We start from the raw sequence: 25,812 nt of genomic DNA, 5'->3' as shown, positions 1-25,812 counted from the left end.
GAAAGCCCCGATCCTACAACCGCACATCCAGACGCGTGATCAGCTGCACACCCTGCGCGCTGATCGCCGCGCCGTAAGCCAGTACTTCAACACCGGCGCTCACCGCCTCACGCAAAGCAGCGGCGTAGGCCGGGTCGATTTCCTCGGCCGGGCGCACCGCATCAATGTCCGTCAGGTTCACGCAATACAGCTGCACCGCGCGAATGCCCTCACGGGCCAGTGCCGCCAGCTCACGCAGGTGTTTGCTGCCACGCTCGGTGCGCGCATCAGGAAAGGCGGCGACGCGGCTGTCGGCGAACCCCAGGGTGACGCTCTTAACTTCGACGAACGCCGCACCTGCCGGGTAGTCCAAGCGAAAGTCGATACGGCTGCGTTCCTGACCGTAAGGCACTTCGCGCTTGAGGCTGGTAAAGCCGTTCAGCTCGGCGATCAGCCCGGCACGCAGCGCTTCTTCCACCAGGGCATTAGCGCGCCCGGTGTTGATCACCGCCAGACGACCGTGCGGCGTTTCACCGATCTCCCAGGTGCCCGGCAGTTTGCGCTTGGGGTCGTGACTGCGACTGAACCAGATGCGCGCGCCCTCGCTCATGCAGTTGAGCATCGAGCCCGTATTGGCGCAGTGGATGGTCAGCCGCTCGCCGCTGACGGTCTCGATATCGGCGAGAAAGCGCTTGTAGCGACGCAGCAGGCGCCCTTCTTCCAGTGGTGGCTCAAACAGCATGGGGCTTCCAGCTGTTCAAGCCACGTTTGATGCGATCCACCGCCTGCTGCAGACGCGGCAGGTCCTGGGTGTAGGCAAAACGCACATGCTGCGTCGCCTGGTAGCGGCCAAAATCCAGGCCGGGGGTAAAGGCCACATGCTCGGTTTCCAGAAAGTGCTGGCAGAAGGCAAAGGCATCACCGCCGAAGGCGCTGATGTCGGCATATAAATAGAAGGCGCCCTCCGGCTCCACAGCGATCTTGAAGCCCAGCTCACGCAGCGCCGGCAGGAGGAAATCGCGGCGGCGCTGAAATGCGTGACGGCGCTGTTCGAGGATCTCCAGGGTCTGCGGCTGAAAGCAGGCCAACGCGGCGTGCTGGGCCATGCTCGGCGCGCTGATATAGAGGTTCTGCGCCAATTTCTCCAGTTCCGGCACGGCGGCCGGTGGTGCCACCAGCCAGCCAAGGCGCCAGCCAGTCATGCCGAAATACTTGGAAAAACTGTTGAGCACAAAGGCTTCGTCGTCCACTTCCAGCACGCTGGCGGCGTCTACACCGTAGGTCAGGCCGTGGTAGATCTCATCCACCACCAGATGCCCGCCACGCGCCTTCAACGCCTGAGACAACCCGCCCAGCTCGTCGCGGCTGAGCAAAGTGCCGGTCGGATTGGCCGGGGAAGCCACCAGTGCGCCGACGCTGTGCTGATCCCAATGACGCTCGATCAGCTCAGGCGTCAGCTGATAACGCACCTCCGGGCCAACCGGCACCAGCTGCGCCGCACCTTCGACCAGGCGCAGAAAATGCCGGTTGCAGGGGTAACCGGGGTCAGCCAGCAGCCAGTGCTTGCCGGGGTCGACCAGCAGGCTGGTGGCCAGCAGCAAGGCACCCGAGCCGCCGGGGGTGATTAGAATGCGCTGCGGGTCGATATCCAGACCGTAACGTTGGCCATAGAAACTGGAAATCGCCTCGCGTAGGGCCGGCAGGCCGCGCGCGGCGGTGTAACGGGTGTGCCCATCGGCCAGCGCCGCCTGCCCGGCGGCGACAATCGGCGCGGCGGTGGTGAAGTCCGGCTCACCGATTTCCAGATGGATCACATCATGGCCGTCGGCCTGCAGCTGATTGGCACGGGCCAGCAGCGCCATCACGTGAAAAGGTTCTATGGCGCGGCTGCGCGCACTGTAGGACGGGACCATGGGACTGCCTGCCTGGGAGATAAGGCGCGGATTCTAAAGCATACCCGGCGCAGCTTCGACAACCGGGAGTGGCGCAGGCTGAGTTGTTCTGGTAAGTTCGCCCGCTTGCAGCCGCAGGGCCGGTTCTACGCGACGTGGAATCGGCAAGGGACACCGTCCTGCGCAGTGGATTAGAGAGAGTGAGAGGCGGTCATCCATGCCCACCAAAGCAAAAGCAAAAAGCAGCCAACTGACTCGCGGTTTCGAGCCCTATAAAGAAACAAAGGGCGAGGAATACATGGGTGAGCCGATGCGCGCCCACTTCACCGGCATCCTTAACAAGTGGAAGCTGGAGCTGATGCAGGAAGTTGATCGTACTGTGCACCACATGCAGGACGAAGCAGCCAACTTCCCCGATCCAGCGGACCGTGCCAGCCAGGAAGAAGAATTCAGCCTGGAACTGCGTGCCCGTGATCGCGAGCGCAAGCTGATCAAGAAGATCGACGAAACCCTGCAGCTGATCGAAGACAACGACTACGGCTGGTGCGATTCTTGCGGCGTAGAAATCGGCATCCGCCGTCTGGAAGCCCGCCCTACCGCCACCCTGTGCATCGATTGCAAGACGCTGGCGGAAATCAAGGAAAAGCAGATCGGTTCCTGATCTGACCCAGAGGGTGCTTCGGCACCCTCTGTTGTTTCTGTCTCTGCATATGTATGCGCAACAGGTTTTGAAACGTAGGCGAGGCAGGCGAGACAAGGCAGAAATGACCGAGAAAGCGGAGTTTACTGACGTAAATGAGCATTTCGAGACGCCGCGTCCCAGATCATTTCTAACGCAGTATCGACCACGCAGGTCGTTTTCAAAGCCTGTTGACCCGCACGTATGAACACAGCTGCTTATATCGGCCGCTTCGCCCCCACCCCAAGCGGCTACCTGCACTTCGGCTCACTGGTCGCAGCTCTTGCGTCCTACCTTGACGCGCGCGCGGTCAATGGCCGCTGGCTGCTGCGCATGGAAGACCTCGACCCGCCACGCGAAGTCGTCGGCGCTCAGGCCGCCATTCTCAGCACCCTGGAAAGCTACGGCTTCGAGTGGGACGGCGAACTGGTACGCCAGAGTGAGCGCCACGCCGAATACGCCGCACTGGTCGATCGCCTGCTCAGCCAGGGCCTGGCCTACGCCTGCACCTGCTCACGCAAACAACTGGAAGGTACTCAGGGCATCTACCCCGGCACCTGCCGTAATGCCGGCCACGGCTTTGTCGATGCGGCGATTCGTCTGCGCGTGCCGGAGCTGAACTACCACTTTGTCGACCGCGTACAGGGTGATTACCGCCAGCACCTGGGCCGCGAGGTCGGCGACTTCGTGATTCGCCGCCGCGATGGCCTGTATGCCTACCAGCTGGCGGTGGTGCTCGACGATGCCTGGCAGGGTGTGACCGATGTGGTGCGCGGCGCCGACCTGCTCGACTCCACCCCACGCCAGCTGTACCTGCAAGAGCTGCTCGGCCTGGCGCAGCCACGCTACCTGCATGTGCCGCTGATCATCCAACCGGATGGCCACAAACTGGGCAAATCCTACCGCTCGCCGCCGCTGCCGGCCGATCAGGCCACGCCACTGCTGATCCGTGCCCTGCGTGCGCTGGGCCAGCCGTTGCCGGACGCCGCCCACGACGGCCAGCCGGCCGAACTGCTGCGCTGGGCCAGCATGCATTGGGATGCCTCACGTATACCGCGCAGCCTGACCCTGGCTGAAGCGCAGCTGCGCTAGATTTTCGCGAAACCGGCACTCGCAGAGTCACCCCCGCACAACGCTCCATTGCCCGCTATGTCCGCTAGCGAACAGACCCTGGCAGCAGCGGTGCTGTAGGGTGACGACAATGCTGCGACAGCATTCTTCCCGATGGGGCAGGTTTACCTCGCCATCGCGGTACCCGGGTCTTGGGTGTTGACCGGACACGCCAGCGTCTGCGGCCAATATGCAAAATCAGCACGGCGAAGCAACAGGGGCACGGCAATCGTGACTTCGTAGGTCCGCTGTCGCGGTTTCTCAGATGGGCCTCGCACCTCGACGCCCATCGCGCATGCCGATGATGGCTGGAACCGCGCCCTATGACCTCCGTCTTTACTGCTCTATTCGGCCATGCCGCTGCACCCTCGCCATGGCTTGATCACGCGCCGGTACGCGAAGAACTGTTCGGCATCGAACGCCTCGAACAACATGCCTACACCCTGGCCGCTGCCCAACCGATCAGCAGTAAGCCGCCCGCCGTGCTGTCCTTGCATCGCCGGCTGAACGACAACGCCAAGGTATTGCTTGCGGCCTACCGCGCCAGTGCTGCGGAACTGGCCAACGGCCGTGGCGTGGTGCCGGCGGCCGAGTGGCTGCTGGACAACTATCACCTGGTCGAGGAGCAGATTCGCGAGATTCGCGATGACCTGCCGCCAGGCTATTACCGCCAGCTGCCGAAACTCGCCAGCGGTCCTTTTGCCGGGTATCCACGGGTGCTGGGCCTGGCCTGGGCATTTATTGCCCACACCGACAGCCACGTCGACCCGGACATCCTGCAGCGCTTTATCGTCGCCTATCAGCAAGTGCAACCGTTGACCATCGGCGAACTGTGGGCCGTGGCCATCACCCTGCGCATCGTGCTGATCGAAAACCTGCGCCGCCTGGCCGACCAGATGACCGCCGGGCGCAGCGCCCGGGCAGATGCCGATGCCCTGGCCAGCCGCCTGCTGGGTAAAAACGCCCCCTACACGGCGCTCGACAGGGAGTTGCACGAGCGCGCCCGCAGCGCGTTGAGCGAGCCATTTGCCGCACAACTGGCCAAGCGCTTGCGTGACCATGACCCGCTCACCACGCCGGCGCTGGGCTGGCTGGAAGAGCGCCTCGGCGCGCAGGGCAGCAGCAGCGATGAAGTGGTGCAGCACGCGCAGCAGCGCCAGGGCGCGTCCAACCTCACGGTGCGCAACATCATCAACAGCATGCGCCTGATTTCCTCCATCGACTGGGCACAGCTGTTCGAAAACGTCAGCCTGGTGGATGCCCGCCTGGGCGCCCGCAGCGACTTTGCCGCGATGGATTTTGCTACCCGCAACCAGTACCGCAGCGCCATCGAGCAACTCGCCCGTGGCAGCACCTGCAGCGAACTGGAGGTTGCCGAACAGGCCCTGCAGGCCAGCCAACTGGCCGGCACAACCGAGCATGCCGACCCACGCACCCGCGACCCCGGCTACCACCTGATCGCCGAAGGCCGGCTGGCGCTGGAGCAGCGCATCAATTTTCGCCCGCCGCTGCGTCTGCGCATCAGCCGTGGCCATATGCGCCTCGGCATGCCCGGCTATGTCGGCGCCATCATTGGCCTGGCCAGTCTGCTGCTGGGCCTGGCGCTGTTCAGCCTGGCCGGCCAGGGCGTGACGGCCGGCTGGCTGCTGGCGCTGGGGGTGCTGGGCTTTCTGCCGGCCAGCGAAGTGGCCACCGCGCTGGTCAACCGCGCCGTCAGTAACAGCTTCGGCGCCATGGGCCTGCCGGGCCTGGAGCTCAGCGAAGGGGTGCCCAGCAGTCTGCGCACGCTGATTGCCGTGCCGACCCTGCTTGGCAGCGAGGCTGATCTGCTGGAGCAGATCGAGCGTCTGGAAGTGCATCACCTGGCCGGGCATGGCGGCGATCTGACCTTCGCCCTGCTCACCGATGGCTTGGATGCTCAGCAGGAAGACCTGGCCAGCGATGCCGCATTACTGCAGCTGGCCAGCGCCGCCATCGACCAGCTCAACCAGCGTTACGGGCCAGGTATCGCCGGCAGCCGCTTTCTCCTGTTGCACCGCCGGCGACAGTTCAACCCTAGTGAAAACGTCTGGATGGGCTGGGAGCGCAAACGCGGCAAGCTGCATGAACTCAATCGCTTGCTGCGCGGTGCCGATGACACCAGCTTTACCCCGGTGCCAGGGCTTATCCAGCGCGTGCCGGACGCGGTGCGCTACGTCATCACCCTGGACGCCGACACCCGCCTGCCGCGCGATGCCGCGCTGCGCCTGGTCGGCAAAATGGCCCATCCGCTGAACCACCCGCGATTCAACAGCGCGCTGCAACGGGTGGTCGGCGGCTACGCGATTCTGCAGCCACGAGTGACCCCGTCACTGCCGTTGCAGCGCGAGGGCTCGCTGTACCAGAAGGTCTTCTCCAGCCCCGGCGGCATGGACCCTTACGCGGCGGCTGTGTCCGATGTGTACCAGGACCTGTTCGGCGAAGGCTCCTTTACCGGCAAGGGCATCTACGACATCGACGCCTTCGAGGCCGCGCTGGCCGGCCGAGTCAGGGAAAACAGCCTGCTCAGCCACGATCTGTTCGAAGGGGTTTTCGCCCGCGCAGGCCTGGCTTCGGATGTGGAAGTGGTTGAGGAATTCCCCTCACGCTACGACGTCGCCGGCAAGCGTCAGCACCGCTGGACGCGGGGCGACTGGCAGCTGCTGCCGTGGATTTTCGGGCCGCTACGCGGCAAACAGGCGCTGCCGAACATCGGCCGCTGGAAGATGCTCGACAACCTACGCCGCTCCCTGCTGGCCCCGGCCACCCTGGCGGCGCTGGGCCTGAGCTGGCTGCTGCCGTTGCCGGCAGCGCTCTGCGCCAGCGTGTTGCTGCTGGCCAGCCTGCTGATTCCAACCTTGCTGCCACTGTGCTTCGGCCTGCTGCCGGCACGTGCCGGTATTCGCTGGCGCAGCCACCTCGGCAAGCTGCGTGATGACCTGCTGCTGGCCCTGCTGCAAAGCGCGCTGAACCTGACATTCCTCGCAGACCAGAGCTGGCGCATGCTCGATGCGATCAGCCGTACCCTGACCCGCCTGCTGATCACCCGGCGCAACCTGCTGGAATGGACCACCGCCGCGCAGGCGGCGATCAGCCCACGCTTGAAACTGCTGGGTTTCTACCGCGGCATGGCCGGCGGCACCACGCTCGGCCTGCTGCTGTGCGCTCTAGCCCTGTTCTGGTCACCGACCAGCTGGCCGCTGGTACTGCCCTTCGCCTTGCTCTGGCTTAGCGCACCGGCCATTGCCCTGCTGGTCAGCCGTTCGCCACGCGTGGCCAAACGCTTGCTGATCGACCCGACGCAACGCAACGAGCTACGCCTGATCGCCCGGCGCACCTGGCGCTTCTTCGAAACCTTCGTCACCCCAGCCGACAACCAGCTGCCACCGGATAACTTTCAGGAAGATCCCAAGCCGGTTATCGCCCACCGCACCTCACCCACCAACATGGGCCTGTACCTGCTCTGCGCCATTGCCGCCCGCGATTTCGGCTGGGCCGGCACCCAGGGCACCCTCGCCCGCCTGCAGGCCACACTGGCAGTCATGGCGCAGTTGCAGCGCCATCGCGGGCACTTCTTCAACTGGTACGACACCGAGGATTTACGCCCGCTGGCGCCGGCCTATGTGTCATCAGTGGACAGCGGCAATCTGGCCGGCCATCTGCTGGTGGTGGCCAATGCCTGCGAGGAATGGCTGAACGCCCCCGTGAGTGCGGACGCCCGTCAGGGCATCGACGACAACCTGCAACTGGCCCGCGCCGCGCTGGCGGTAATGCCGGCTGCCGGCAGCGAACGCAGCCAACAACTGCACCAATTACTGCAACAGATCGACGCAGGCCTGAATGGCGCGCAGCCGCTGTTTAGCCTGCTGCCAACCTTGCTGCGCCTGAGTGACAAGGCCACACAACTGGCCGGCGGCATCGCCCCACTCGACACGGACAACCAGGCCGGCGACCTGCTGTTCTGGCTGCAGGCACTGGCCCAGGCCCTGAACGATCTGCAGCAGGATGCGGAGCTGACAGAGAGCCAACGCACAACCTTGCACGACGCGCTGCGCAGCGTCGCCGAGCAGGCACGCAACATGGCCCTGGGCATGGATTTCGCCTTCCTCCTGGAGCCGGAACGCAAGCTGCTGTCGATTGGTTTTTGTCTGGCTGACAACAGCCTGGACAGCAGCTGCTACGACCTACTCGCCTCGGAAGCGCGCCTGGCCAGCCTGTTCGCCATCGCCAAGGGCGATGTCAGCACCCGCCACTGGTTCCGCCTGGGCCGCACCGCCACGCCACTGGGCAGCGGCTCGGCGCTGATTTCCTGGTCCGGCTCGATGTTCGAATACCTGATGCCCTCGCTGGTCATGCGCGCCCCAGCCGGCAGCCTGCTGGAGCAGACCAACCGCCTGGTGGTCGCGCGCCAGGCCGCCTATGGCAATGATCTGGGCATCCCCTGGGGGATTTCCGAGTCGGCCTACAACGCCCGCGACATGGAGCAGACCTACCAGTATTCCAACTTCGGCGTACCGGGCCTGGGCCTCAAGCGCGGCTTGTCCGCCAACCGGGTGATTGCCCCCTACGCCACCGGTCTGGCGACCATGGTCGACCCGCAAGGCGCACTGGCCAACTACCGCCGCCTGAGTGAGATGGGCGCATTGGGCCGCTATGGTTTCTATGAAGCACTGGACTTCACCCACACGCGCCTGCCGGATGAGCAGCCCTTTGCCATCGTCCGCAATTTTATGGCCCACCATCAGGGCATGAGCATCGTCGCCATTGCCAACACCCTGCATGACGGCCAGATGCGTGCACGCTTCCACCGCGAACCCATGATCCAGGCCTGCGAACTGCTGTTGCAGGAGCGTATGCCACGCAATGTCGCAGTCGCCCATCCGCGTGCCGAAGAGGTCAGCGCCTGCGCCGCAGAAGCCGACTGCACGCTGCACAACGAACGCCGATTGAACCACTTCAACGGCAATCCGCCGGTTACCCACCTGCTCAGCAACGGCCGTTACAGCGTGATGCTCACCGCCAGCGGCGCGGGTTACAGCCGCTGGCGCGACATCGCCATCACCCGCTGGCAAGAAGACAGCACCCGCGACCCGCACGGTTCATTCATCTTTCTCTGGGACACTCGCAACGGCACGCACTGGTCACTGGGCGCACAGCCGAGCAGCGGCAACCCCTATGACGAAGTGGTGTTCGCCGAGGACTACGCCAGCTACAGCCGCCACGACGGCAACCTCAGCACCAACCTGGAAGTGCTGGTCTCCGGCGAAGACGATGGTGAAGTGCGCCGCGTCTCGCTGACCAACAGCGGCCGCGTGGCGCGGGAGATCGAACTGACCTCCTACGCCGAACTGGTGCTGGCCAGCGCCGCCAGCGACAACGCCCACCCGGCGTTCTCCAAGCTGTTTGTGGTCACCGAGTACCTGCCCGCCTTCGCTGCGTTGATTGCTACACGCCGTCCGCGCAGTGCCAGCGAACCGTCGCTGTGGGCCGCGCACTTTGCCGTGATTGAAGGTGACGTGAGTGCCGAGCCGCAGTACGAGTCCGACCGCGCGCAGTTTCTCGGACGCAGTTGTGCGCTGCATGCAGCCGCGGTAATCCGCCAGGGCCAGCGCCTATCGAATACCGTCGGCACGGTGCTGGACCCGATCTTCTCGCTGCGCCAGCGTCTGCTGATCGAACCCGGCAAGATTGCCCGTGTGGCGTTCTGGACGGTGGTGGCGCCTACCCGTGAGGCACTGCTCGACCTGATCGACAAGCACCACGACCGCAGCGCCTTCGAGCGCGCAAAAACCCTGGCCTGGACCCAGGCCCAGGTGCAATTGCGCCACCTCGACATGCTCGCCGCCGAAGCCGCCGACTTTCAGCGCCTGGCGGCACCGATCCTGTATGCCGACTCGCGTTTTCGCGCACCGCAAGCCAGTCTGCTGCGCGGCCTCGGTAGCCAGTCAGGGCTGTGGTCCCAAGGGATTTCCGGCGACCTGCCGATCGTTCTGCTGCGCATCAGTGACGCCGAAGACATTGCCCAGGTGCGGCAACTGCTGCGCGCCCACGAATACTGGCGGATGAAGCGCTTGGCCGTGGACCTGGTGATCGTCAACGAGCATGCCTCCTCCTACCTGCAGGACCTGCAGGTGGCCATTGAAACTGCCGTGCGCAGCAGCCAATCACGCCCCCGCTTTACCGCCGAACTGGCGCAGGGCGCGGTATTCGTGCTGCGCGCTGACCTGCTCAGCGGTGAATACCGCGAACGTCTGCAGGCCGTCGCCAGGGTGCTGCTGGTGGCGCATCGCGGACCCATTGCCGAACAACTGGCACGTATCCCGGCCTGCCCCAGCCCCGTGCCGGCAAGCGCCAGCAACCACAGCGCGCAACCCCTGCCGGTATTCCACGCAGCGCCGCCAAGCCCGCTGGAATGTGCCAATGGCCTGGGCGGCTTCGATCTGGATGGCCGCGAGTACGTGGTGCGCCTGGACGCCTGGAGCAACACCCCGGCACCGTGGATCAACGTGATCGCCAATCCGCAGTTCGGCTTTCAGGTCTCGGCCGAAGGCAGCGGCTACACCTGGGCCGACAACAGCCGGGAAAACCAGCTCACGCCCTGGTCCAACGACCCCGTCAGCGACCCGCCAGGCGAAGCCCTGTATATCCGTGACGAAGACAGCCTGGCGCTGTTCAGCCCCACCGCCCAACCGCTGCGCGACAGCGGCCACTATGAAGCGCGGCATGGCTTTGGTTACAGCCGCTTCAGCCATCAGGCCAGCGGCATTGCCATGGAGCTGCTGCAGTTCGTGCCGCTGGACGACCCGATCAAAATCTCCCGCCTGACCCTGCGTAACCTCTCCGGCCGCCCACGCCGCCTCAGCGTGACTGCCTATGCCGAATGGGTGCTGGGCAGCACGCGGGCCGCCAGCGCGCCGTTTATCGTCAGTCAGCAGGACAGCGCCACCGGCGCCGTTCTGGTCCGCAACCCGTGGAGCATCGCCTTTACCGGGCGCAGCGCATTCAGCGACCTGGGCGGCCGGCAAAGCAGCTGGACGGCGGATCGCAGCGAGTTTATCGGGCGTAACGGCAGCCTCACGCAACCCGCCGCCCTGGCCCGCCTGGCAACGCTGAGCGGCAGCCTGGGTGCGGGGCTCGATCCCTGCACGGCGCTGCAATGTCAGCTGGAACTGCAGCCAGGGGAAAGCGTGGAAGTGCTCTGGTTCCTCGGCCAATGCGCCAGCGAACAGCAGGCCAGCAGCTTGGTTACGCAGTACCGCGAGGCCGATCTGGACGCCGTGCTACTCAAGGTGCAGGCGCACTGGCAGCGCGTGCTCGGCGCGGTGCAGGTGCAGACGCCAAGCCGCGCCATGGACATCATGCTCAACGGCTGGCTGCTCTATCAGACCCTGGCCTGCCGCGTCTGGGCGCGCTCGGCGTTCTACCAGGCCAGCGGTGCCTACGGCTTTCGCGACCAGCTGCAGGACGGCATGGCGCTGACCTTTGCCAGCCCATCGATCACCCGCGGGCATATCCTGCGTGCAGCCAGCCGTCAGTTTGTCGAGGGTGATGTACAGCACTGGTGGCTGCCACATTCCGGCCAGGGCGTGCGCACGCGCATCTCCGATGACCGGGTGTGGCTGGCCTACGCCACTGCGCAGTACATCCAGTGCAGCGGCGATGCAGCAATTCTCGATGAGCAATTGGACTTTCTCGAAGGCCCGCTGCTGACCGCTGGCGAACATGACGCGTTCTTCCAGCCGATGCAGGCCGATGCGCCGGATTCGCTGTTCGAGCACTGCGCCCGCGGCCTCGACCAGTGCCTGCAACTGACCGGCGAACTGGGTCTGCCACTGATTGGCGGCGGCGACTGGAACGACGGCATGAACCGCGTCGGCGAGCACGGCAAGGGCGAAAGTGTGTGGCTCGGCTGGTTGCTGCTGCGCACCATCGCGCTGTTTGCGCCCTACGCTGAAACCCATGACAGCGCCCGCGCCGCACACTGGCGAACGCATGCTGCACAACTGCGCGCGGCGCTGGAAGCACACGCCTGGGATGGCCAGTGGTACCGCCGCGCGACCTTCGATGACGGCACCTGGCTCGGCTCGGTGCAAAGCAGCGAATGCCGGATCGACTCGATTGCCCAGTCCTGGGCGGTGCTGTCCGCCAGTGCCGATCCGCGGCGGGCAAACATGGCCATGGCTGCCATGCAGCGCCAGCTGATCCGCGAGGACGACGGCATCGCCCTGCTGTTCACCCCGCCGTTCGACAAAACCCCGCTGGAGCCCGGCTATATCAAGGGTTATCCGCCGGGCTTGCGGGAGAACGGCGGGCAATACAGCCATGCGGCGATGTGGGCGATTCTGGCGTACTGCCAGCTCGGCTCGGCCAAGCAGGCGTTCGACCTGTTTGATCTGGTCAACCCGATCAACCACGGCAACAGCCCTGAAGCCTGCCAACGCTACAAGGTCGAGCCTTATGTGCTGGCCGCCGATGTTTACGCGGTGGTACCGCACAATGGGCGCGGCGGTTGGACCTGGTACACCGGCGCGGCCGGCTGGATGCACCGCGCTGGTGTCGAAGGAATTCTCGGCATTCGCCGCGAGGGTGACTGGCTGTTGCTCAACCCCTGCATCCCTCCCGACTGGCCGGGCTTTAGCGCAGGTATCGCCCTGGCTGGCAGCCACTACCAGATTGAGCTGAGCAACCCGGCGCAACGCAGCCAGGGCATTCGCCAAGCCTGGCTGGACGACCAGCCCATCACTTGCCCGCCAGGGCCATTAAAAGTCGCCCTGGATGGCGCGGTCCATCGCTTGCGGATTGAGTTATAGGTCGCTGTTGGCGGGTGACTCGGCCAGCAGTTCGGCCAGCTCGTCGCAACCACTCTGCACCGCTGCCAGGGCGGCGGCGCAGAGGGCGCGGTAGCGCTGCAGAATCAGCTCGCCGGTGGCGGTGAGCTGGGTGCCACCGCCCTGCTTGCCGCCGGCCAGGGTGCTGACCAACGGCTGCTTGAAACTGCGGTTCATGGTTTCCACCAACAACCAGGCACGCCGATAGGACATGCCCATGGCGCGCGCGGCGGCGCTGATCGAACCGTGCTGGGCGATGGCTGCCAACAGCTCGGCCTTGCCGGGGCCGATGGCAATATCAGCGCCGTTGTGCAGACGGATTTTCAGATCAAGACGGTACATGCGGCGACCACAGCGGAGGATACGTTGCGCAGACTAACGCCTGAATCACTCAGGCGAAAGCGGCAAACCACTGGCTGCGCAGCGGCCGTGGAACAGGTCAGATAGCGGTTAAATTCGGCCCATTAACAGCAGCACCAACAGCACCACCACCACTACGCCCAAACCGCCGGTAGGCCCGTAACCCCAGCTTCTGCTGTGTGGCCAGGCCGGTATGGCACCGATCAATAACAGCACCAGCACGATCAATACAATGCTACCCAGGCTCATGGCGTTCTCCTTGATGAGTTGCAGCACGCCGGAACAACAGGTGCCGGCATGGCACCCAAGCGCTGCTTCATCCTGTACGCCACAGCGGCAGGTGTCGGTGCGCTATCGCACCGACGGCGGCCCTGCTATTCGGCAACCAGTGCCCCATCCACGATCTGCTGCGCCTCGCTGAAGATGCGCTGCAGGTGCGCCGCATCGCGGAAGCTCTCGGCGTAGATTTTGTAGATGTCTTCGGTACCGGATGGCCGCGCGGCGAACCAGCCGCCCTCGCTGATCACCTTGATGCCACCAATCGCCGCGCCATTGCCCGGCGCCTTGTCGAGCACCTGGGTAATGGCATCGCCCGCCAGTTCACGGCTGCTGATCTGCGCCGGCGAGAGTTTGCCCAGCGCTTTTTTCTGCGCCGGTGTAGCCGGCGCATCAACGCGGTCGGCATAGATCGCGCCGAACTCAGCGCTCAGGCCCTGGTACAGCTCGCCAGGGTCACGCCCAGTCACAGCGGTCATCTCGGCGGCCAGCAGGGCCAACGCGATGCCGTCCTTGTCGGTGGTCCAGACCCGACCATCACGGCGCAGGAAGGTCGCCCCGGCGCTCTCCTCGCCGCCAAAGCCCAGCGAGCCGTCGAACAGACCGCCGGCAAACCATTTGAAGCCCACCGGCACTTCCTGCAGCGGTCGGCCCAGGCGTGTGCTGACGCGGTCAATCATCGCGCTGCTGACCAGGGTCTTGCCCACCGCTGCTGTGGCGCTCCACTGCGGACGATGCTGAAACAGGAAATCGATGGCCACACTGAGGAAGTGGTTGGCCGGCAGCAGGCCGACGCTTGGCGCAACGATGCCGTGACGGTCATAGTCGGTGTCGCAGGCAAAGGCGATGTCGTAGCCATTTTTCAGGCCGATCAGGCGCTGCATGGCATGGCTGGAGGATGGGTCCATGCGGATCTGTCCGTCCCAGTCCAGGCTCATAAAGGCGAACTGCGGGTCGATAATCTCGCTCACCACGTCCAGATTGAGGCCGTACTGCTCGGCGATGCGGCCCCAGTAATGCACGCCGGCACCGCCCAACGGGTCGACACCCAGGCGCAGGCCCGCCGCGCGGATCGGCGCGAAGTCGATGACATTGCCCAGGTCACTTACATAGCTGCCGAGGTAATCGTATTCCTGCACATTGGCCGCCTGTCGCGCCTGCGCCAGGGGCATGCGTTTGACCTCGCGCAGGCCGCCTTCAAGCAACGCATTGGCGCGGTTCTGCACCCAGGTGGTGATATCGCTGTCGGCCGGGCCGCCGTTGGTGGGGTTGTACTTGAAGCCGCCGCTGTCCGGCGGGTTATGCGAGGGGGTGATGACGATGCCATCGGCCAGGCCCGAACTGCGGCCCTGGTTGTGCACCAGGATGGCCTGGCTGATCGCCGGCGTCGGGGTGAACTCGCCGCCGGCGGAGATCATGGTCTGCACACCATTGGCCGCCAGCACTTCAATCGCGCTGTCCAGCGCCGGTTGCGACAGCGCGTGGGTATCGGCACCGATAAACAGCGGGCCACTGATGCCCTGGGCCACCCGGTAATCGCAGATCGCCTGGCTGATCGCCAGCACATGGGCCTGATTGAAGCTGTACGCCAGGGAGCTGCCGCGATGCCCGGAGGTGCCGAATGCCACGCGCTGGCTGGCCACGCTCAGGTCCGGCTGCAGGTCGTAATAGGCCGCCAGCAGCGCAGTGATGTCGGTCAACAGGGACGCAGGTGCCGGCTGACCGGCCAAAGGGTGAATACGCGGGCTCACGGGGGCTCCAGATAATGACAGGACAGCGAAAGGTCGCCAGTTTAGCAGCCCTGCCCGGGAAACCCGACAGCCTTTCGCGGCCGCCGATCTGGGTGCGATAGCGCACCGACAATACCCCTACGATCACCGAATCTAGCGTTGCGCGATCAATACCCAGTGGCGATCGATCGCACAGCACTCACCCTGTCAGGTTACTGATGCAGTCGGGCCAGTTGCTGACACAAGGCCGATGTCCGCAGAGTGGAGAAATGGCATGCACAGGTTCGGTTTTATCCCTACAGCGGCCTGTTATAGCCTGATGGGGCTGTTGTTGCTGAATGCCAGTGTACGGGCCGAGGAACTGTTCGCAGCGGACGCTTTCACCCGCGACGCCGAGCGGCCTGCAGTCCAGCCTTTGCGTAGCCGCCACGAACTGCAACCGGCCGCTTGGCTGGACCGTGACAAGGCCAGCCCGCCCCCCGGGGCCTGGCGTGCCGATCAGTGGCTTGCCCCATTAGCGCCGGCTCTGCCCCCAAACATGCCAGCACAGCCACCCGGTCTGCGCTTCTGACGCCGGGCGGCCGTTCCGCCATCACTTGCGCAGAGCGCGAAAAGGAAGTCTCGGTCATATGGGCAATCGCATCCTGATCATCACCAGCAACAGCCATGACGCGGCCACCCTGGAAGAAGCCCTGCAACGCGCCCAGGACGGTCCTTTCAGCATTGAGTGGGTAACCCGATTGAGCATCGCCATGGAGCGTCTGCGCGCAGACAACGCCGTGACGATCGACGCCATCCTGGTCGATCTGCACTTACCGGACAGCCAGGGACTGGCCACTTTTACAGCCCTGTTTGCCCTGGTGCCGGGTATTCCGATCATGACCCTCAGCGAACTGGATGCCGATCAGCAAACCAGCGAAGCGATTCGCCAGGGTGCCCAGGGCTGCCTGTACAAGGACTATTTCAACAACGCCCTGGTGCCACAGGCGCTGCGCAATATCATTCTGCGCAAGGCGGTTGAAGAAGCGCTGTTTGTCGAGAAGACACGCCTGGCCATCACCCTTAACTCGATCAGCGATGCGGTGATTGGCACCGACCTGCACGGCCAGGTCGACTACCTGAATGCGGCGGCCGAGCGGATGACCGGCTGGCAACTTGCCGACGCACAGAAGCAACCGATCGAGCGCATCATGTGCCTGGTCCACAGCAAGACCCGCGAGCCAGTGGCCAACCCGGTCGTCAAGGTACTGCAGGACAACACCTGCAAGCTACTGGCGGCCGGCACCCTGCTGATCCGCCGCGACGGCAGCGAATCGACGATTGAGGATTCCGCCGCGCCGATCCATGACTCGGCCGGGCGCCTCAAGGGTGCCGTAATGGTGTTTCACGACATAACCGCCGCCCACGCCATGACCGAGAAAATGACCCACCTGGCACAGCACGACAGCCTGACCAACCTGCCCAATCGCGCCCTGCTCAACGACCGCATCGGCCAGGCGATTGCCCTGGCCGAACGGCATAACGGCCAACTGGCCCTGCTGTTCCTCGACCTGGACAACTTCAAACACATCAATGACTCGTTGGGCCACAGTGTTGGCGATCAGCTGCTACAGGCCGTGGCGCTGCGCCTGAGTGACTGCGTGCGCGGTTCCGATACCGTCAGCCGCCTGGGCGGCGACGAGTTCGTCGTCCTGTTGGGGGAAAGTCACTCGGCCGAGGATGCCGCGCGTACAGCCGAGAAAATCCTCGAGGCCCTGGCCAGTACCTATGTAATCGCAGACCAGCAGCTGCATATCAGCGCCAGCATCGGTATCAGCACCTACCCCAATGATGCCGAGAATGCGCCTGATCTGATCCGTACAGCCGACACCGCGATGTACCAGGCCAAGGAAGAAGGCCGTAACAACTACCAGTTCTTTCGCAGTGAAATGAATGTACGCGCAGTAGAACGACAAGTGGTTGAAGCACACCTGCGCAGCGCCCTGGAAAAAGATCAGTTCATCCTTCACTACCAGCCCAAGATCGACCTGCACAGCGGCCGTATTACCAGCGCCGAAGCACTGATCCGCTGGCAGCACCCCAGTTGGGGGATAATCCTGCCGGCTCGTTTCATCCCGGTTGCCGAGGCCTGCGGCCTGATCGTGCCGCTGGGTCGCTGGGTCTTGCAGCAGGCCTGCAAACAGGCCAAGCGCTGGGAAAACTGCGGCTATGTCCTGGATTCGGTGGCAGTGAACATCTCAGCCCTGGAGTTTCGCCGTCAGGACTTTGTCGACAGCGTGCGCGAGGCGTTGCAGAGCAGTGATCTGGACGCCCACAAACTGCAACTGGAAATCACCGAAAGCGTGCTGATGCGTGATGCCCAGGCCAGCGCGACGATCCTGCAGCAACTGAAGAACCTCGGCGTACAGCTGGCGGTGGATGATTTCGGCACAGGCTATTCCAGCCTCAGTTACCTCACCCAGTTCCCCATCGATGTGCTGAAGATTGATCGCACCTTTGTCCAGGCCATCGAGAACAGCAATGGCATCATCGTCAGTGCGGTCATTGCCATGGGCAACAGCCTAAAACAGCGGGTGATTGCCGAAGGCATCGAGGAACCGGCGCAGTTGGAGTTTCTGCGCCACCATCAGTGCGGTGAAGGCCAGGGCTATCTGTTCAGCCATCCAGTCAGCGTGGAGCAGTTCACCCACCTGCTGCGCAGCGGCATCCACTCGCCAATCAATACCCTGGCGAATACCTCCTAGAACTGTGCACGGTAATCAGCCCGCAGCACCGCATAGCACTCACACGCCACCTGCTCCAGGCCATGGCGGTTGAGGATATTGATCTCGCCACGGCTGTAGCTGATCAGGCCGCGCTCCTGCATGGCGGCGGCGGCAATCGACACCCCACTGCGGCGCACCCCGAGCATGTCGGCGAGAAATTCATGGGTCAGGTGAAAATGATCGGCATGCGCGCGGTCGTGGGTCATCAGCAGCCAACGAGCCAGGCGCGGCTCGATCTCGTGAAAATGCATGCAGGCGGCACTCTGCGACAACTGCGCCATCACCACATACAGATAGCGTTTGAGCATACGCAGCAAGGCCGGGCTGTTCAGCAGCTCCTGCTTGAACAGCGTACTGCTGAGACACAAGGCACTGCCGGCACCCTGTACCACGGCGCGCATCGGAGCCTGCGCCACCCCCAGGGCGAGGGTGGCACCGAGCATGCCTTCATTACCTATCAGCCCCATTTCCAGGGGTTGATGCCCCTCTAAGGTGGTGACCAGAGAAACAAACCCGCTCAAAGGGAAGTACACGTGGTGAATCGGTTGGTGGGCCTCGTGCAACACGCTGCCGAAAACCAGGTCCACCTGCTCGCAGCCGTCGAGCAGGTGTTTGCGTGACTTGCTCGGTAGGCTCTCGATCAGCTGGCTGAGGATATGCAGCGGTGCTTTAACAGACATTCACTTGTCCCGAGCACGGCTTGCCAAAGAATGGCGCGACAACGGTGCTTGACGCTCTCGCCGTTGCAGTCTGCCTGAGCATTGAGCACGGCTCTGTGCGCTGCGGCACTCAAGCCAGGCGATTAAATGGCTATCCGCGCGCGTAACCGGTTAGTGCGCCGGATGCGCCACTTTATATGGCAGCAGGCGGTCGGTTTCGCGTTTGACCACGGCATAGCACTCACAGCTCAGGCGCTCGAGCTTGTCCCGATCCAGCACGGTGATTAGCCCACGGCTGTAATCGATAACCCCCAGGCGATGCAGCTTGCCGGCGGCCTCAGTAACGCCTTCGCGGCGTACGCCAAGCATATTGGCAATCAGCTCCTGGGTCATGGCCAGCTGGCTGCCGGAAAGACGATCCAGCGACAGCAATAACCAACGGCACAGCTGCTGATCAATCGAGTGATGGCGGTTGCACACCGCCGTCTGCGCCATCTGGGTAATCAGCGCCTGGCTGTAGCGCAGCATCAGCTGCAGCATGTCGCCATGGCGGTTGAACTCTTCCTTGAAGCGTTTGCCGAGTACCCGGTAAGCGCTACCGGCACTTTGCACAATGGCGCGGCTGGTGGTGCTCTCGCCGCCCATGAACAGCGCCACACCGATGACCCCGTCATTACCCACCACGGAAATCTCCGCCGATGCGCCGCTCTCCATCACATACAGCAGGGAGACAATCGAGTCGGTGGGAAAGTACACATGGCGTAAGGTATCGCCCGATTCATACAGCACCATGCCCAACGGCATGGCCACCAGCTCAAGGTGCGGCAGCAGACGCTCCAGAACCTCATCAGGCAAGGTGGCAAGAAGGTGGTTCTGCTGCGGACTGGGGTTTACGGACATCACTGTCTCCGAATCGAGGATCTGCTGGCTATTCATGCATAAACACAACAGCGCCTGGACTGCACAGGCCAGCATAATCGAATCTGATTATTTATCTGTACGCTAGCGTACAGACAGGCTCGCCGCACTGCGGCGACAAGAACCCACACGGGCCATGCTGCACGCCCACAGGTGCAGCTTCTCCGGTCATTTCCGGCTATCCTTGCCAGCCTCTTTTTATACCCCAGGATGACCGCAATGAAAGCCCAGCTCGAAGAACTGATCAGCAAGATAAGCTCGGGCTGCATGCTGGCCGAAGACGTCGCGCGTATCGCCGATGAAGCCGCCCAGGCTTACGCCGACCCACAGGCATTTCTCGCCGCGAACCCGGACATCAACTACGACGACAGCTTCCCTATCCCTCTGGGTGAATGGGTGGTGGTTGGTAGCCTGCCGGAAACCGTGCTGTTCCAGGCCGATAGCTATGACGCACTGTTCCAGCAGATCACTGAGTCGTTCGGCCCGGAAGTGAGCTTTGTGCTCAAGCCCAAACAACTGGTGAAGGTTGAGCCGCTGAAAGCGCTGAACCGCATTCAGGTGCAACTGGCCAGCCTGTCGCCGGAAACCAAGGGGTATGTCTTGCTGGACTTCAGCGAACCGCTGGATGACGCGCTGCAAGCCGTACTGGTGTACAGCACAGACCTGACGCGGGTGATGGCGCTTGCAGTGGAAGTCGGCATCTACGCCGCACCGGCCTATGAGGCGCTAAAGGCCGCTCAGGAAGCCGAGTAAACGAGAAGTGAGCCAGGCCAACGGCCTGGCGATCAGGAATGCTGGCGGCGTAACTCAGCCAGCTTGGCGGCCAACGCGTCCAGCTCGGCGCTTTGCTCGGGCGGCAGCTGGCGCAGCACCGTCTGGCTCAGGCGCATCTGTTTGATAAACCGCCGACAGTGCTGACACATGGCCAGGTGCAAACGTACCGACATGCGCTGACGCAGGCCTAACTGCCCATCGAGAAACTCGCTGGAGTGGGCCACCAGCTGCTTGCAACTCAACATTGGCCGGTCTCCTCAAAATGCTCCAGGGTGGCGAATACCTTGAGCCGTGCGCGGTGCAACAGCACCCGCACATTGGAGAGCGAAACCTGCAAAAGATTACAGATCTCCTCCAACTCCAACCCTTCACGCTCACGCAGGTGCAACACGCTGCCCTGCAACTCGGACAGGCTGGCCAGGGTTTTCTCCAGGCATTCGCGCAATTCCTCCTCGGTCAGCAGGGCTTCCGGCGAGTCGTGATGCCAGGCATGCGGCGCCAGCAGCCAATGGCCGTCCGCACTGAAACGTTCATCACCAATACTGCCGTGAGGCGCGGGAATATCGTCGAGCAGCACTTCGCGGCGATTGCCCTTCAGGCGGGTTTTCGCGGTGTTGGCGGTGATGGTCAGCAGCCAGGTCTTCAGGCTGGAACGCGCCTGAAAACCGTCGAGGCTGCGCACCACGGCCAGCCAGGCGTCCTGTACCACTTCATCGGCATTGCGGCGGCCAACAATGGCAAAGGCCACCGCGCGCATCGCCCCCTGATAGGTGGCAACCAGCTCGCGGTAGGCCTTCTGTTCGCCTGCACGCAGACGCGTGAGCAGCGCCTGATCGGCCGGGTAATCCATTAGTGCTTACGCAGGATCACGCTACCAATCGAATAACCGGCGCCGAACGAGCTGAGCACGCCCAGGGCACCGCTCGGCAGGTCTTCCTGGTATGTGTGCAGGGCGATCACCGAACCGGCCGAACTGGTGTTGGCGTAGGTGTCGAGAATCACCGGTGCCTCGCCTGGTTCAGCATCGCGACCGAGCAGCTTGCGCGCGATCAGCAGGTTCATGTTGAGGTTGGCTTGGTGCAGCCAGAAGCGCTTCACATCGCCGACGTTCAGCTTGTTCTCGGCCAGGTGCGCGGCAATCAGCTCGGCGACCATCGGGCAGACATCCTTGAACACCTTGCGACCTTCCTGCACAAACAGCTTGTCGCGGGCACCAACGCCCTCTTCCCCACAGCGGTTGAGGAAGCCGAAGTTGTTGCGGATGTTGTTGCTGAACTGGGTGATCAGCTTGGTGCCGACGATATCGAACTGGTAGTTCGACGTGGCCTGGTCGGCACGTTCAATGATCACGGCGGTGGCCGCGTCGCCGAAGATAAAGTGGCTGTCGCGATCACGGAAGTTCAGGTGGCCGGTGCAGATTTCCGGGTTGACCATCAGAATCGCGCGGGCCTGCCCCAGTTGCACACTGTTGGCCGCCGCCTGAATGCCGAAGGTGGCCGAAGAGCAGGCCACGTTCATGTCGTAGCCGAAGCCCTGAATACCCAGCGCAGCCTGCACCTCAATCGCCACCGCCGGATAGGCGCGCTGCAGGTTGGAACACGCGACGATCACCCCGTCGATATCGGCAGCGGTCTTGCCGGCACGGGCCATGGCGTCCTTGGCGGCGCCTACGGCCATTTCGCAGAGGATGCCCCAGTCTTCATTGCTACGCTCCGGGATGCGTGGTGCCATGCGTTTAGGGTCGAGGATGCCGGCCTTGTCCATGACAAAGCGGCTCTTGATGCCGGACGCTTTTTCGATAAAACCGCTGCTCGACTCACTCAGCGCTTCGATTTCACCACTGGCGATGGCCGCCGCGTTGTCGGCATTGAACTGCTGCACGTAGGTGTTGAACGACTCGACCAACTCATCGTTGGAAATACTGTTAGCCGGGGTATAGAGGCCGGTACCACTGATCACGACGTTATACACAGTCATTCCTCTTGTTCTTTGCCGCAGGCAGCGGCCAGTTATGCAATGCGCCCGAGGCTATGCGCCATGGGCAAAAATGGGCTGACAGGCTCAGCAAACTCGATCCATGAAACGTCCTGTTACGAGCCTCGGAGTTTGCCACAGCCGGGGGGCGTTCGTCCGCTCAGCACGTCAGGCCGACTGCAACAAGCTGTCGGCTATTGAGGCAAAGATGCTCATAACGTGGTCCAAGACACATCCCGCCCAGTCTCTTCGGACGGCTGCCAGGCAGCGAGCAAGCGGTATTTCCACCTTTACCGACAAAGCGCTGCGCTCCGCGCCAGCAGATTTTTTGCAGGCCAATCGCTGCCCCTCCTTGCACCGCCCAGGCTTATCATCATGACGACCGTGCGGCTTAAGCCGGCTTGACTATCCACACGCAGCATGAAAAAACAGGGACTCGCAGGGACGTACAAGGCCCTGCACTTCCCTGCGTCTGGATACCTGTCTTATGGCTCTGCATACCTGGCTGCTTTTTGTCACAGCGGTATTTGGCCTGGCGCTGACGCCTGGCCCCAACGGCCTGCTCGCGCTCAGCCATGGCGCCTTGTACGGCCATCGCAAAACCCTGTTTACGGTTAGCGGCGGCGTACTCGGTTTCACCCTGCTGATGGCTTTGTCGATGCTCGGTATCGGCACCTTGCTACAAACCTCGGCGCAGGCCCTGACCCTTCTCAAATGGCTCGGCGGTGCCTACCTGATCTGGCTGGGCATTCAACTCTGGCGCGCACCGCCCCTGCACCTCGCGATGGCAGAGAAGGCCCGCGAGAGCAGCGGCGTCAAGCTGTTTCGCCAGGGCCTGCTATCGGCATTGTCCAACCCCAAGGTGATCCTGTTTTTCGGCGCCTTTCTGCCGCAGTTTCTCGACCCACGCGGTGACCTCTTACTGCAGTTCGCCATCATGGCGCTGACCTTCGCCGTGGTCGAAGGCAGCGTCGAATACCTGCTGGCGCGTATGGCTCATCGTGTGCGGCCCTGGCTGCAACGCAGTGGCAAAGGCTTCAACCGTTGCTGCGGCGGGCTGTTTGCGCTGATGGGCGCAGCCCTGCCGATGACGCGCTGAACCGCCTCGACCAGAAAGGATCCGCCCTGGTGCTCAAGCTGTTGCCCGCACTGCTGTTGCTCACCCTTAGCCACAACGCATACGCCGAAGCGCGGGCGCTGCGTTTCTCGATCAACGACAGCTGGGCCATGCCCATGGTGCGTATCGAAGACGGCAAGGCAGTGGAAGGCATCCTGGTCGACTTGCATCAGCGTCTGGCCGCCAAGGTTGGGCGCAAGGCTGAGATGGTGGTGATGCCGCGTATGCGTGTGCAGCACGCGCTGGATACCGGCGAGATTGATGTGCGCTGCTACGTGAGCCCGAACTGGGTCAATAGTGGCCACCATCGCTATATCTGGAGCCTGCCCTTTATGACCCAGCGTGATGTGCTGGCAGGCGTTACGCCCGAGAAACTGGAGCCCGAGCAACTGCTCAATGAGCGCCTGGGCACCGTCCTCGGCTTCACTTACCCACGCCTGGAGCCGCTGTTCGCCAGCGGCCAGATCCAGCGTGAAGACGCCCGCACCCAGGATCAGGTGCTGCTCAAACTCAGCGCTCGGCGAAACCGCTATGCCATCAGCAATGAACTATCCCTGCACTGGTTTAACCGCCAGCAACCCGCAGAACGTAAACTGCACATCATCAATGAAATAGCCTCCGACCCGATCGCGTGCATCGTCCGCGACGCCCCCGACGTTCCCACCATGGCACTGCTGCGCGCCATGGTGCAGATGAAACAGGCTGGCGAGTTCGACGAATTACTCGCGCGTTACCGCTGACACCAACCCCCACTCACCCGCCACCGATCGTCCACAGCTTGCCACACCCCATTTAGTTAGTTAGCCTAACAAAACATAAAGGGGAGCAAGCATGCCGATCACCGACAGCCTTAAACGCCTGCAATGGCACATGTGGCACCACTGGCGGCATTACGCCCAGCACAGCGGCAGCATGGAGCTGAGCAATAGCGAACTGGACTACCTGTATGCCCTGATGTCCGCCGAAAACGGCCTGCGCCTGACCGAACTGGCCGAGCGCATGAACGTCAGCAAGGCCAGCGCCAGTGCCATGGCCAGCAAGCTGGAAGCACGTGGTTACCTGCAGCGCCTGCCCTGCAGTGAAGACGGCCGCGCCATGCGCCTGCTGGCCACAGCCAAATCCAACGCGCTGGAACAGGAAGAGCGTGATGTCTACCTGCAAACCGCCGCCAGCCTTGAGCAAAACCTCAGCCGGGAAGAAATGCAGCAGCTCAGCCATTTACTGGCCAAAGCCTGCCAGACCTTCGAAATCGGCTGAGACAGCCGCGTAACCCTTTACCCGTGACCCTTTTATGAACAGCCACAGCCTCACCCGTACCTTCTGGCACTACACCATCCCGGCCGTCGCCGCCCTGATGATCAGCGGCCTGTACATGGTCGTCGATGGCATCTTTATCGGCCACGCCATGGGCGCCACCGGGTTGTCGGCGATCAACATGGCCTGGCCGCTGTCCGGAGTGATGCTGGCCATCGGCATGATGATTGGCATGGGCGCCGGCGCTCAATGCTCCCTGGCCCAGGGCGCCGCGCAATGGCCACAAGCACGCAGCTACCTGGCACAGGCTCTCTGGCTGCTGGTTCTCTTGGGTATACCCACAGGCGTGCTGGTGGTGCTTGCCGGCCCGACTTTTATGGCCATGCAAGGCGCCGAGGACAACCTGGCGCAACAGGGTAACGACTACCTGCGGGTGATTGGCTGGGCCGCGCCCTTGGTATTCGGCTCCATCGCCCTGCCCCTGCTGGTCCGCAACCTCGGTGCACCGCGCCTGGCGACTCTGGCCATGCTGGTGGGCGCGCTCGCCAACGTGGCGCTCGACTACCTATTTATCATTGAACTGAAGTGGGGCTTGCACGGCGCAGCCCTGGGCACGGTCATAGGCGAAAGCCTGTCGGTGCTGATCTGCCTGGGTTTTATCTGCAGCCGGCACAACCCGCTGCAAATGCCCCTGACCGCCTGCACACTGAACCTGCGCAGCAGTTTGGACATTCTCACCACCGGTTTCTCCAGCATGCTGATGTACCTCTACATGAGCCTGGTGGTGGTGCTGCACAACCTGTTGTTCATGCACTATGGCAGCCCGGTGCAAGTCGCCGCCTACGCCATCGCCAGCTACCTGATGGCCTTCTACTACATGTTTGCCGAGGGTGTGTGCGGCGGTATGCAGCCGCTGGTCAGTTACTTCTACGGTGCCCGCGAGCCGGACAAAGTGCGCAGGGTGCTACGCCTGGGGCTGCTCACGGCAGTGGGCAGCGGTGTGTTGATGACTGCAGCGCTGTTGATCCTGCCCAGGCTGTTTGCCGGAATTTTCAGCGGCAACGACGAAGCCCTGCTGGACGCCAGCGTGCTGGGCCTGCGCCTGCACCTGTTCGCCATGTTCCTTGAAGGTTTTATCGTCCTGGCTGCCAGCTTCTTCCAGGCCATGGGCCAGGCCCGCAACGCCACCCTGGTGACGGTGGGCAATATGCTGATCCAGCTGCCCTTCCTCGCGGTGATGCCACTGCTGCTGGGGCTTAACGGTGTATGGCTGGCCCTGCCACTGTCCAACGTCTGCCTAAGCCTGGTGGTGATCTGGATGCTGCGGCGCCAGTTGCAGCAGCTAAGAACGCTCGACAGAGCCAGCCTCTGAGCGCAAACCGGCGCAGCCGCTGTAAGTGAGGCACAAGCAAGGGCGTCACTTACAACCTTCAAACCTTGCAGATAACAACCCAACTACAGCGCACGAGAGCGAATGCA

Annotated in this window: 20 protein-coding genes; 10 read left to right on the top strand and 10 right to left on the bottom strand. The window is 63.1% G+C overall.

What is annotated here, in order from left to right; translation table 11 throughout:
* Positions 1–13 precede the first annotated feature (13 nt).
* Complete coding sequence (gene sfsA / locus OU997_RS14315) at positions 14–721, bottom strand: DNA/RNA nuclease SfsA (RefSeq protein WP_267807203.1); 708 nt, start codon at positions 719–721, stop codon at positions 14–16.
* Positions 711–1,892 (bottom strand): pyridoxal phosphate-dependent aminotransferase, encoded by a 1,182-nt coding sequence (locus OU997_RS14310; protein ID WP_108489726.1) that lies wholly within the window; start codon positions 1,890–1,892, stop codon positions 711–713. The genes sfsA and OU997_RS14310 overlap by 11 nt, the downstream gene beginning before the upstream one ends.
* A gap of 196 nt (positions 1,893–2,088) precedes the next feature.
* Between OU997_RS14310 and dksA the strand changes: the two genes are divergently transcribed.
* The 3 genes from dksA to OU997_RS14295 all read left to right on the top strand — a co-directional run bounded on the left by dksA (position 2,089) and on the right by OU997_RS14295 (position 12,488).
* Positions 2,089–2,532, top strand: coding sequence for an RNA polymerase-binding protein DksA (dksA, locus tag OU997_RS14305; RefSeq protein WP_090251641.1), 444 nt, complete (start codon positions 2,089–2,091; stop codon positions 2,530–2,532).
* 222 nt (positions 2,533–2,754) lie between these two features.
* Entirely contained in the window at positions 2,755–3,642 is an 888-nt protein-coding gene (gene gluQRS, locus OU997_RS14300) for a tRNA glutamyl-Q(34) synthetase GluQRS (protein WP_267807199.1), read from the top strand.
* 341 nt (positions 3,643–3,983) lie between these two features.
* The gene (locus OU997_RS14295; RefSeq protein WP_267807197.1) at positions 3,984–12,488 is read left to right on the top strand and encodes a GH36-type glycosyl hydrolase domain-containing protein; all 8,505 of its coding nucleotides are present in this window, start codon (positions 3,984–3,986) and stop codon (positions 12,486–12,488) included.
* On the opposite strand, the gene OU997_RS14290 is transcribed toward OU997_RS14295, so the two are convergent.
* From OU997_RS14290 to pgm, 3 genes are all read right to left on the bottom strand, one after another.
* Positions 12,483–12,848 carry a winged helix-turn-helix domain-containing protein gene (locus OU997_RS14290; RefSeq protein WP_267807195.1) on the bottom strand — a complete coding sequence of 122 codons (366 nt, stop codon included), beginning with the start codon at positions 12,846–12,848 and terminating at the stop codon, positions 12,483–12,485. The genes OU997_RS14295 and OU997_RS14290 overlap by 6 nt on opposite strands.
* A gap of 108 nt (positions 12,849–12,956) precedes the next feature.
* Complete coding sequence (locus tag OU997_RS14285) at positions 12,957–13,115, bottom strand: DUF3309 family protein (RefSeq protein ID WP_108489730.1); 159 nt, start codon at positions 13,113–13,115, stop codon at positions 12,957–12,959.
* 125 nt (positions 13,116–13,240) lie between these two features.
* A complete protein-coding gene (pgm, locus tag OU997_RS14280; protein ID WP_267807193.1) occupies positions 13,241–14,893 on the bottom strand; it encodes a phosphoglucomutase (alpha-D-glucose-1,6-bisphosphate-dependent) in 1,653 nt (550 codons plus the stop codon).
* 253 nt (positions 14,894–15,146) lie between these two features.
* On the opposite strand from pgm, the gene OU997_RS14275 reads away from it, so the two are divergent.
* Together OU997_RS14275 and OU997_RS14270 are read left to right on the top strand one after the other, a co-directional pair.
* Positions 15,147–15,443, top strand: a complete 297-nt coding sequence (locus OU997_RS14275; protein ID WP_108489732.1) for a hypothetical protein — start codon at positions 15,147–15,149, stop codon at positions 15,441–15,443.
* Positions 15,444–15,501: 58 nt separating this feature from the next.
* Positions 15,502–17,616 carry a putative bifunctional diguanylate cyclase/phosphodiesterase gene (locus OU997_RS14270; RefSeq protein ID WP_267807191.1) on the top strand — a complete coding sequence of 705 codons (2,115 nt, stop codon included), beginning with the start codon at positions 15,502–15,504 and terminating at the stop codon, positions 17,614–17,616.
* On the opposite strand, the gene OU997_RS14265 is transcribed toward OU997_RS14270, so the two are convergent.
* Positions 17,613–18,317 carry a Crp/Fnr family transcriptional regulator gene (locus tag OU997_RS14265; protein ID WP_267807190.1) on the bottom strand — a complete coding sequence of 235 codons (705 nt, stop codon included), beginning with the start codon at positions 18,315–18,317 and terminating at the stop codon, positions 17,613–17,615. The two genes, OU997_RS14270 and OU997_RS14265, sit on opposite strands and share 4 nt — an antisense overlap.
* A gap of 150 nt (positions 18,318–18,467) precedes the next feature.
* Positions 18,468–19,196, bottom strand: coding sequence for a Crp/Fnr family transcriptional regulator (locus OU997_RS14260; protein ID WP_108489736.1), 729 nt, complete (start codon positions 19,194–19,196; stop codon positions 18,468–18,470).
* A 237-nt stretch (positions 19,197–19,433) separates the two neighbouring features.
* Between OU997_RS14260 and OU997_RS14255 the strand changes: the two genes are divergently transcribed.
* A complete protein-coding gene (locus OU997_RS14255) occupies positions 19,434–19,967 on the top strand; it encodes a hypothetical protein (RefSeq protein WP_108487125.1) in 534 nt (177 codons plus the stop codon).
* Between the two features lie 32 nt (positions 19,968–19,999).
* Here the strand turns inward: OU997_RS14255 and OU997_RS14250 are convergent, their stop codons facing one another.
* From OU997_RS14250 to OU997_RS14240, 3 genes are read right to left on the bottom strand one after another with little or no spacing between them, the layout of a single operon-like run.
* A complete protein-coding gene (locus tag OU997_RS14250) occupies positions 20,000–20,233 on the bottom strand; it encodes an anti-sigma factor family protein (RefSeq protein WP_108487124.1) in 234 nt (77 codons plus the stop codon).
* Positions 20,227–20,838: an RNA polymerase sigma factor gene (locus OU997_RS14245; protein WP_108487123.1), complete on the bottom strand. Its 612-nt coding sequence runs from the start codon at positions 20,836–20,838 to the stop codon at positions 20,227–20,229. Before OU997_RS14245 ends, OU997_RS14250 begins: the two co-directional genes overlap by 7 nt.
* On the bottom strand, positions 20,838–21,959 hold the full coding sequence (locus tag OU997_RS14240; protein ID WP_108487134.1) for a beta-ketoacyl-ACP synthase III: 1,122 nt from the start codon (positions 21,957–21,959) through the stop codon (positions 20,838–20,840). The genes OU997_RS14245 and OU997_RS14240 overlap by 1 nt, the downstream gene beginning before the upstream one ends.
* A gap of 490 nt (positions 21,960–22,449) precedes the next feature.
* Here OU997_RS14240 and OU997_RS14235 point away from each other — a divergent pair, with 490 nt between their 5' ends.
* From OU997_RS14235 to OU997_RS14220, 4 genes are all read left to right on the top strand, one after another.
* Positions 22,450–23,061 (top strand): LysE family translocator, encoded by a 612-nt coding sequence (locus tag OU997_RS14235; protein WP_267807187.1) that lies wholly within the window; start codon positions 22,450–22,452, stop codon positions 23,059–23,061.
* Positions 23,062–23,090: 29 nt separating this feature from the next.
* On the top strand, positions 23,091–23,819 hold the full coding sequence (locus OU997_RS14230; RefSeq protein ID WP_267807185.1) for a substrate-binding periplasmic protein: 729 nt from the start codon (positions 23,091–23,093) through the stop codon (positions 23,817–23,819).
* Between the two features lie 91 nt (positions 23,820–23,910).
* A complete protein-coding gene (locus tag OU997_RS14225; protein ID WP_218276594.1) occupies positions 23,911–24,336 on the top strand; it encodes a MarR family winged helix-turn-helix transcriptional regulator in 426 nt (141 codons plus the stop codon).
* Between the two features lie 34 nt (positions 24,337–24,370).
* On the top strand, positions 24,371–25,705 hold the full coding sequence (locus tag OU997_RS14220; protein ID WP_267807183.1) for an MATE family efflux transporter: 1,335 nt from the start codon (positions 24,371–24,373) through the stop codon (positions 25,703–25,705).
* The last annotated feature ends 107 nt before the right edge of the window (positions 25,706–25,812 follow it).

It is taken from the genome of Pseudomonas sp. SL4(2022), assembly GCF_026625725.1.
Lineage (GTDB): Bacteria > Pseudomonadota > Gammaproteobacteria > Pseudomonadales > Pseudomonadaceae > Aquipseudomonas.
This window is presented reverse-complemented; position numbering and strand designations above follow the sequence as displayed.

Coding starts and splice junctions, on each gene's coding strand:
- OU997_RS14290 (WP_267807195.1), bottom strand. CDS start 12,848: ATGTACCGTCTTGATCTGAAAATCCGTCTGCACAACGGCGCTGATATT.
- OU997_RS14295 (WP_267807197.1), top strand. CDS start 3,984: ATGACCTCCGTCTTTACTGCTCTATTCGGCCATGCCGCTGCACCCTCG.
- OU997_RS14275 (WP_108489732.1), top strand. CDS start 15,147: ATGCACAGGTTCGGTTTTATCCCTACAGCGGCCTGTTATAGCCTGATG.
- gluQRS (WP_267807199.1), top strand. CDS start 2,755: ATGAACACAGCTGCTTATATCGGCCGCTTCGCCCCCACCCCAAGCGGC.
- OU997_RS14285 (WP_108489730.1), bottom strand. CDS start 13,115: ATGAGCCTGGGTAGCATTGTATTGATCGTGCTGGTGCTGTTATTGATC.
- OU997_RS14220 (WP_267807183.1), top strand. CDS start 24,371: ATGAACAGCCACAGCCTCACCCGTACCTTCTGGCACTACACCATCCCG.
- OU997_RS14270 (WP_267807191.1), top strand. CDS start 15,502: ATGGGCAATCGCATCCTGATCATCACCAGCAACAGCCATGACGCGGCC.
- OU997_RS14255 (WP_108487125.1), top strand. CDS start 19,434: ATGAAAGCCCAGCTCGAAGAACTGATCAGCAAGATAAGCTCGGGCTGC.
- OU997_RS14265 (WP_267807190.1), bottom strand. CDS start 18,317: ATGTCTGTTAAAGCACCGCTGCATATCCTCAGCCAGCTGATCGAGAGC.
- sfsA (WP_267807203.1), bottom strand. CDS start 721: ATGCTGTTTGAGCCACCACTGGAAGAAGGGCGCCTGCTGCGTCGCTAC.
- OU997_RS14235 (WP_267807187.1), top strand. CDS start 22,450: ATGGCTCTGCATACCTGGCTGCTTTTTGTCACAGCGGTATTTGGCCTG.
- dksA (WP_090251641.1), top strand. CDS start 2,089: ATGCCCACCAAAGCAAAAGCAAAAAGCAGCCAACTGACTCGCGGTTTC.
- OU997_RS14310 (WP_108489726.1), bottom strand. CDS start 1,892: ATGGTCCCGTCCTACAGTGCGCGCAGCCGCGCCATAGAACCTTTTCAC.
- OU997_RS14250 (WP_108487124.1), bottom strand. CDS start 20,233: ATGTTGAGTTGCAAGCAGCTGGTGGCCCACTCCAGCGAGTTTCTCGAT.
- OU997_RS14225 (WP_218276594.1), top strand. CDS start 23,911: ATGCCGATCACCGACAGCCTTAAACGCCTGCAATGGCACATGTGGCAC.
- OU997_RS14245 (WP_108487123.1), bottom strand. CDS start 20,838: ATGGATTACCCGGCCGATCAGGCGCTGCTCACGCGTCTGCGTGCAGGC.
- OU997_RS14260 (WP_108489736.1), bottom strand. CDS start 19,196: ATGTCCGTAAACCCCAGTCCGCAGCAGAACCACCTTCTTGCCACCTTG.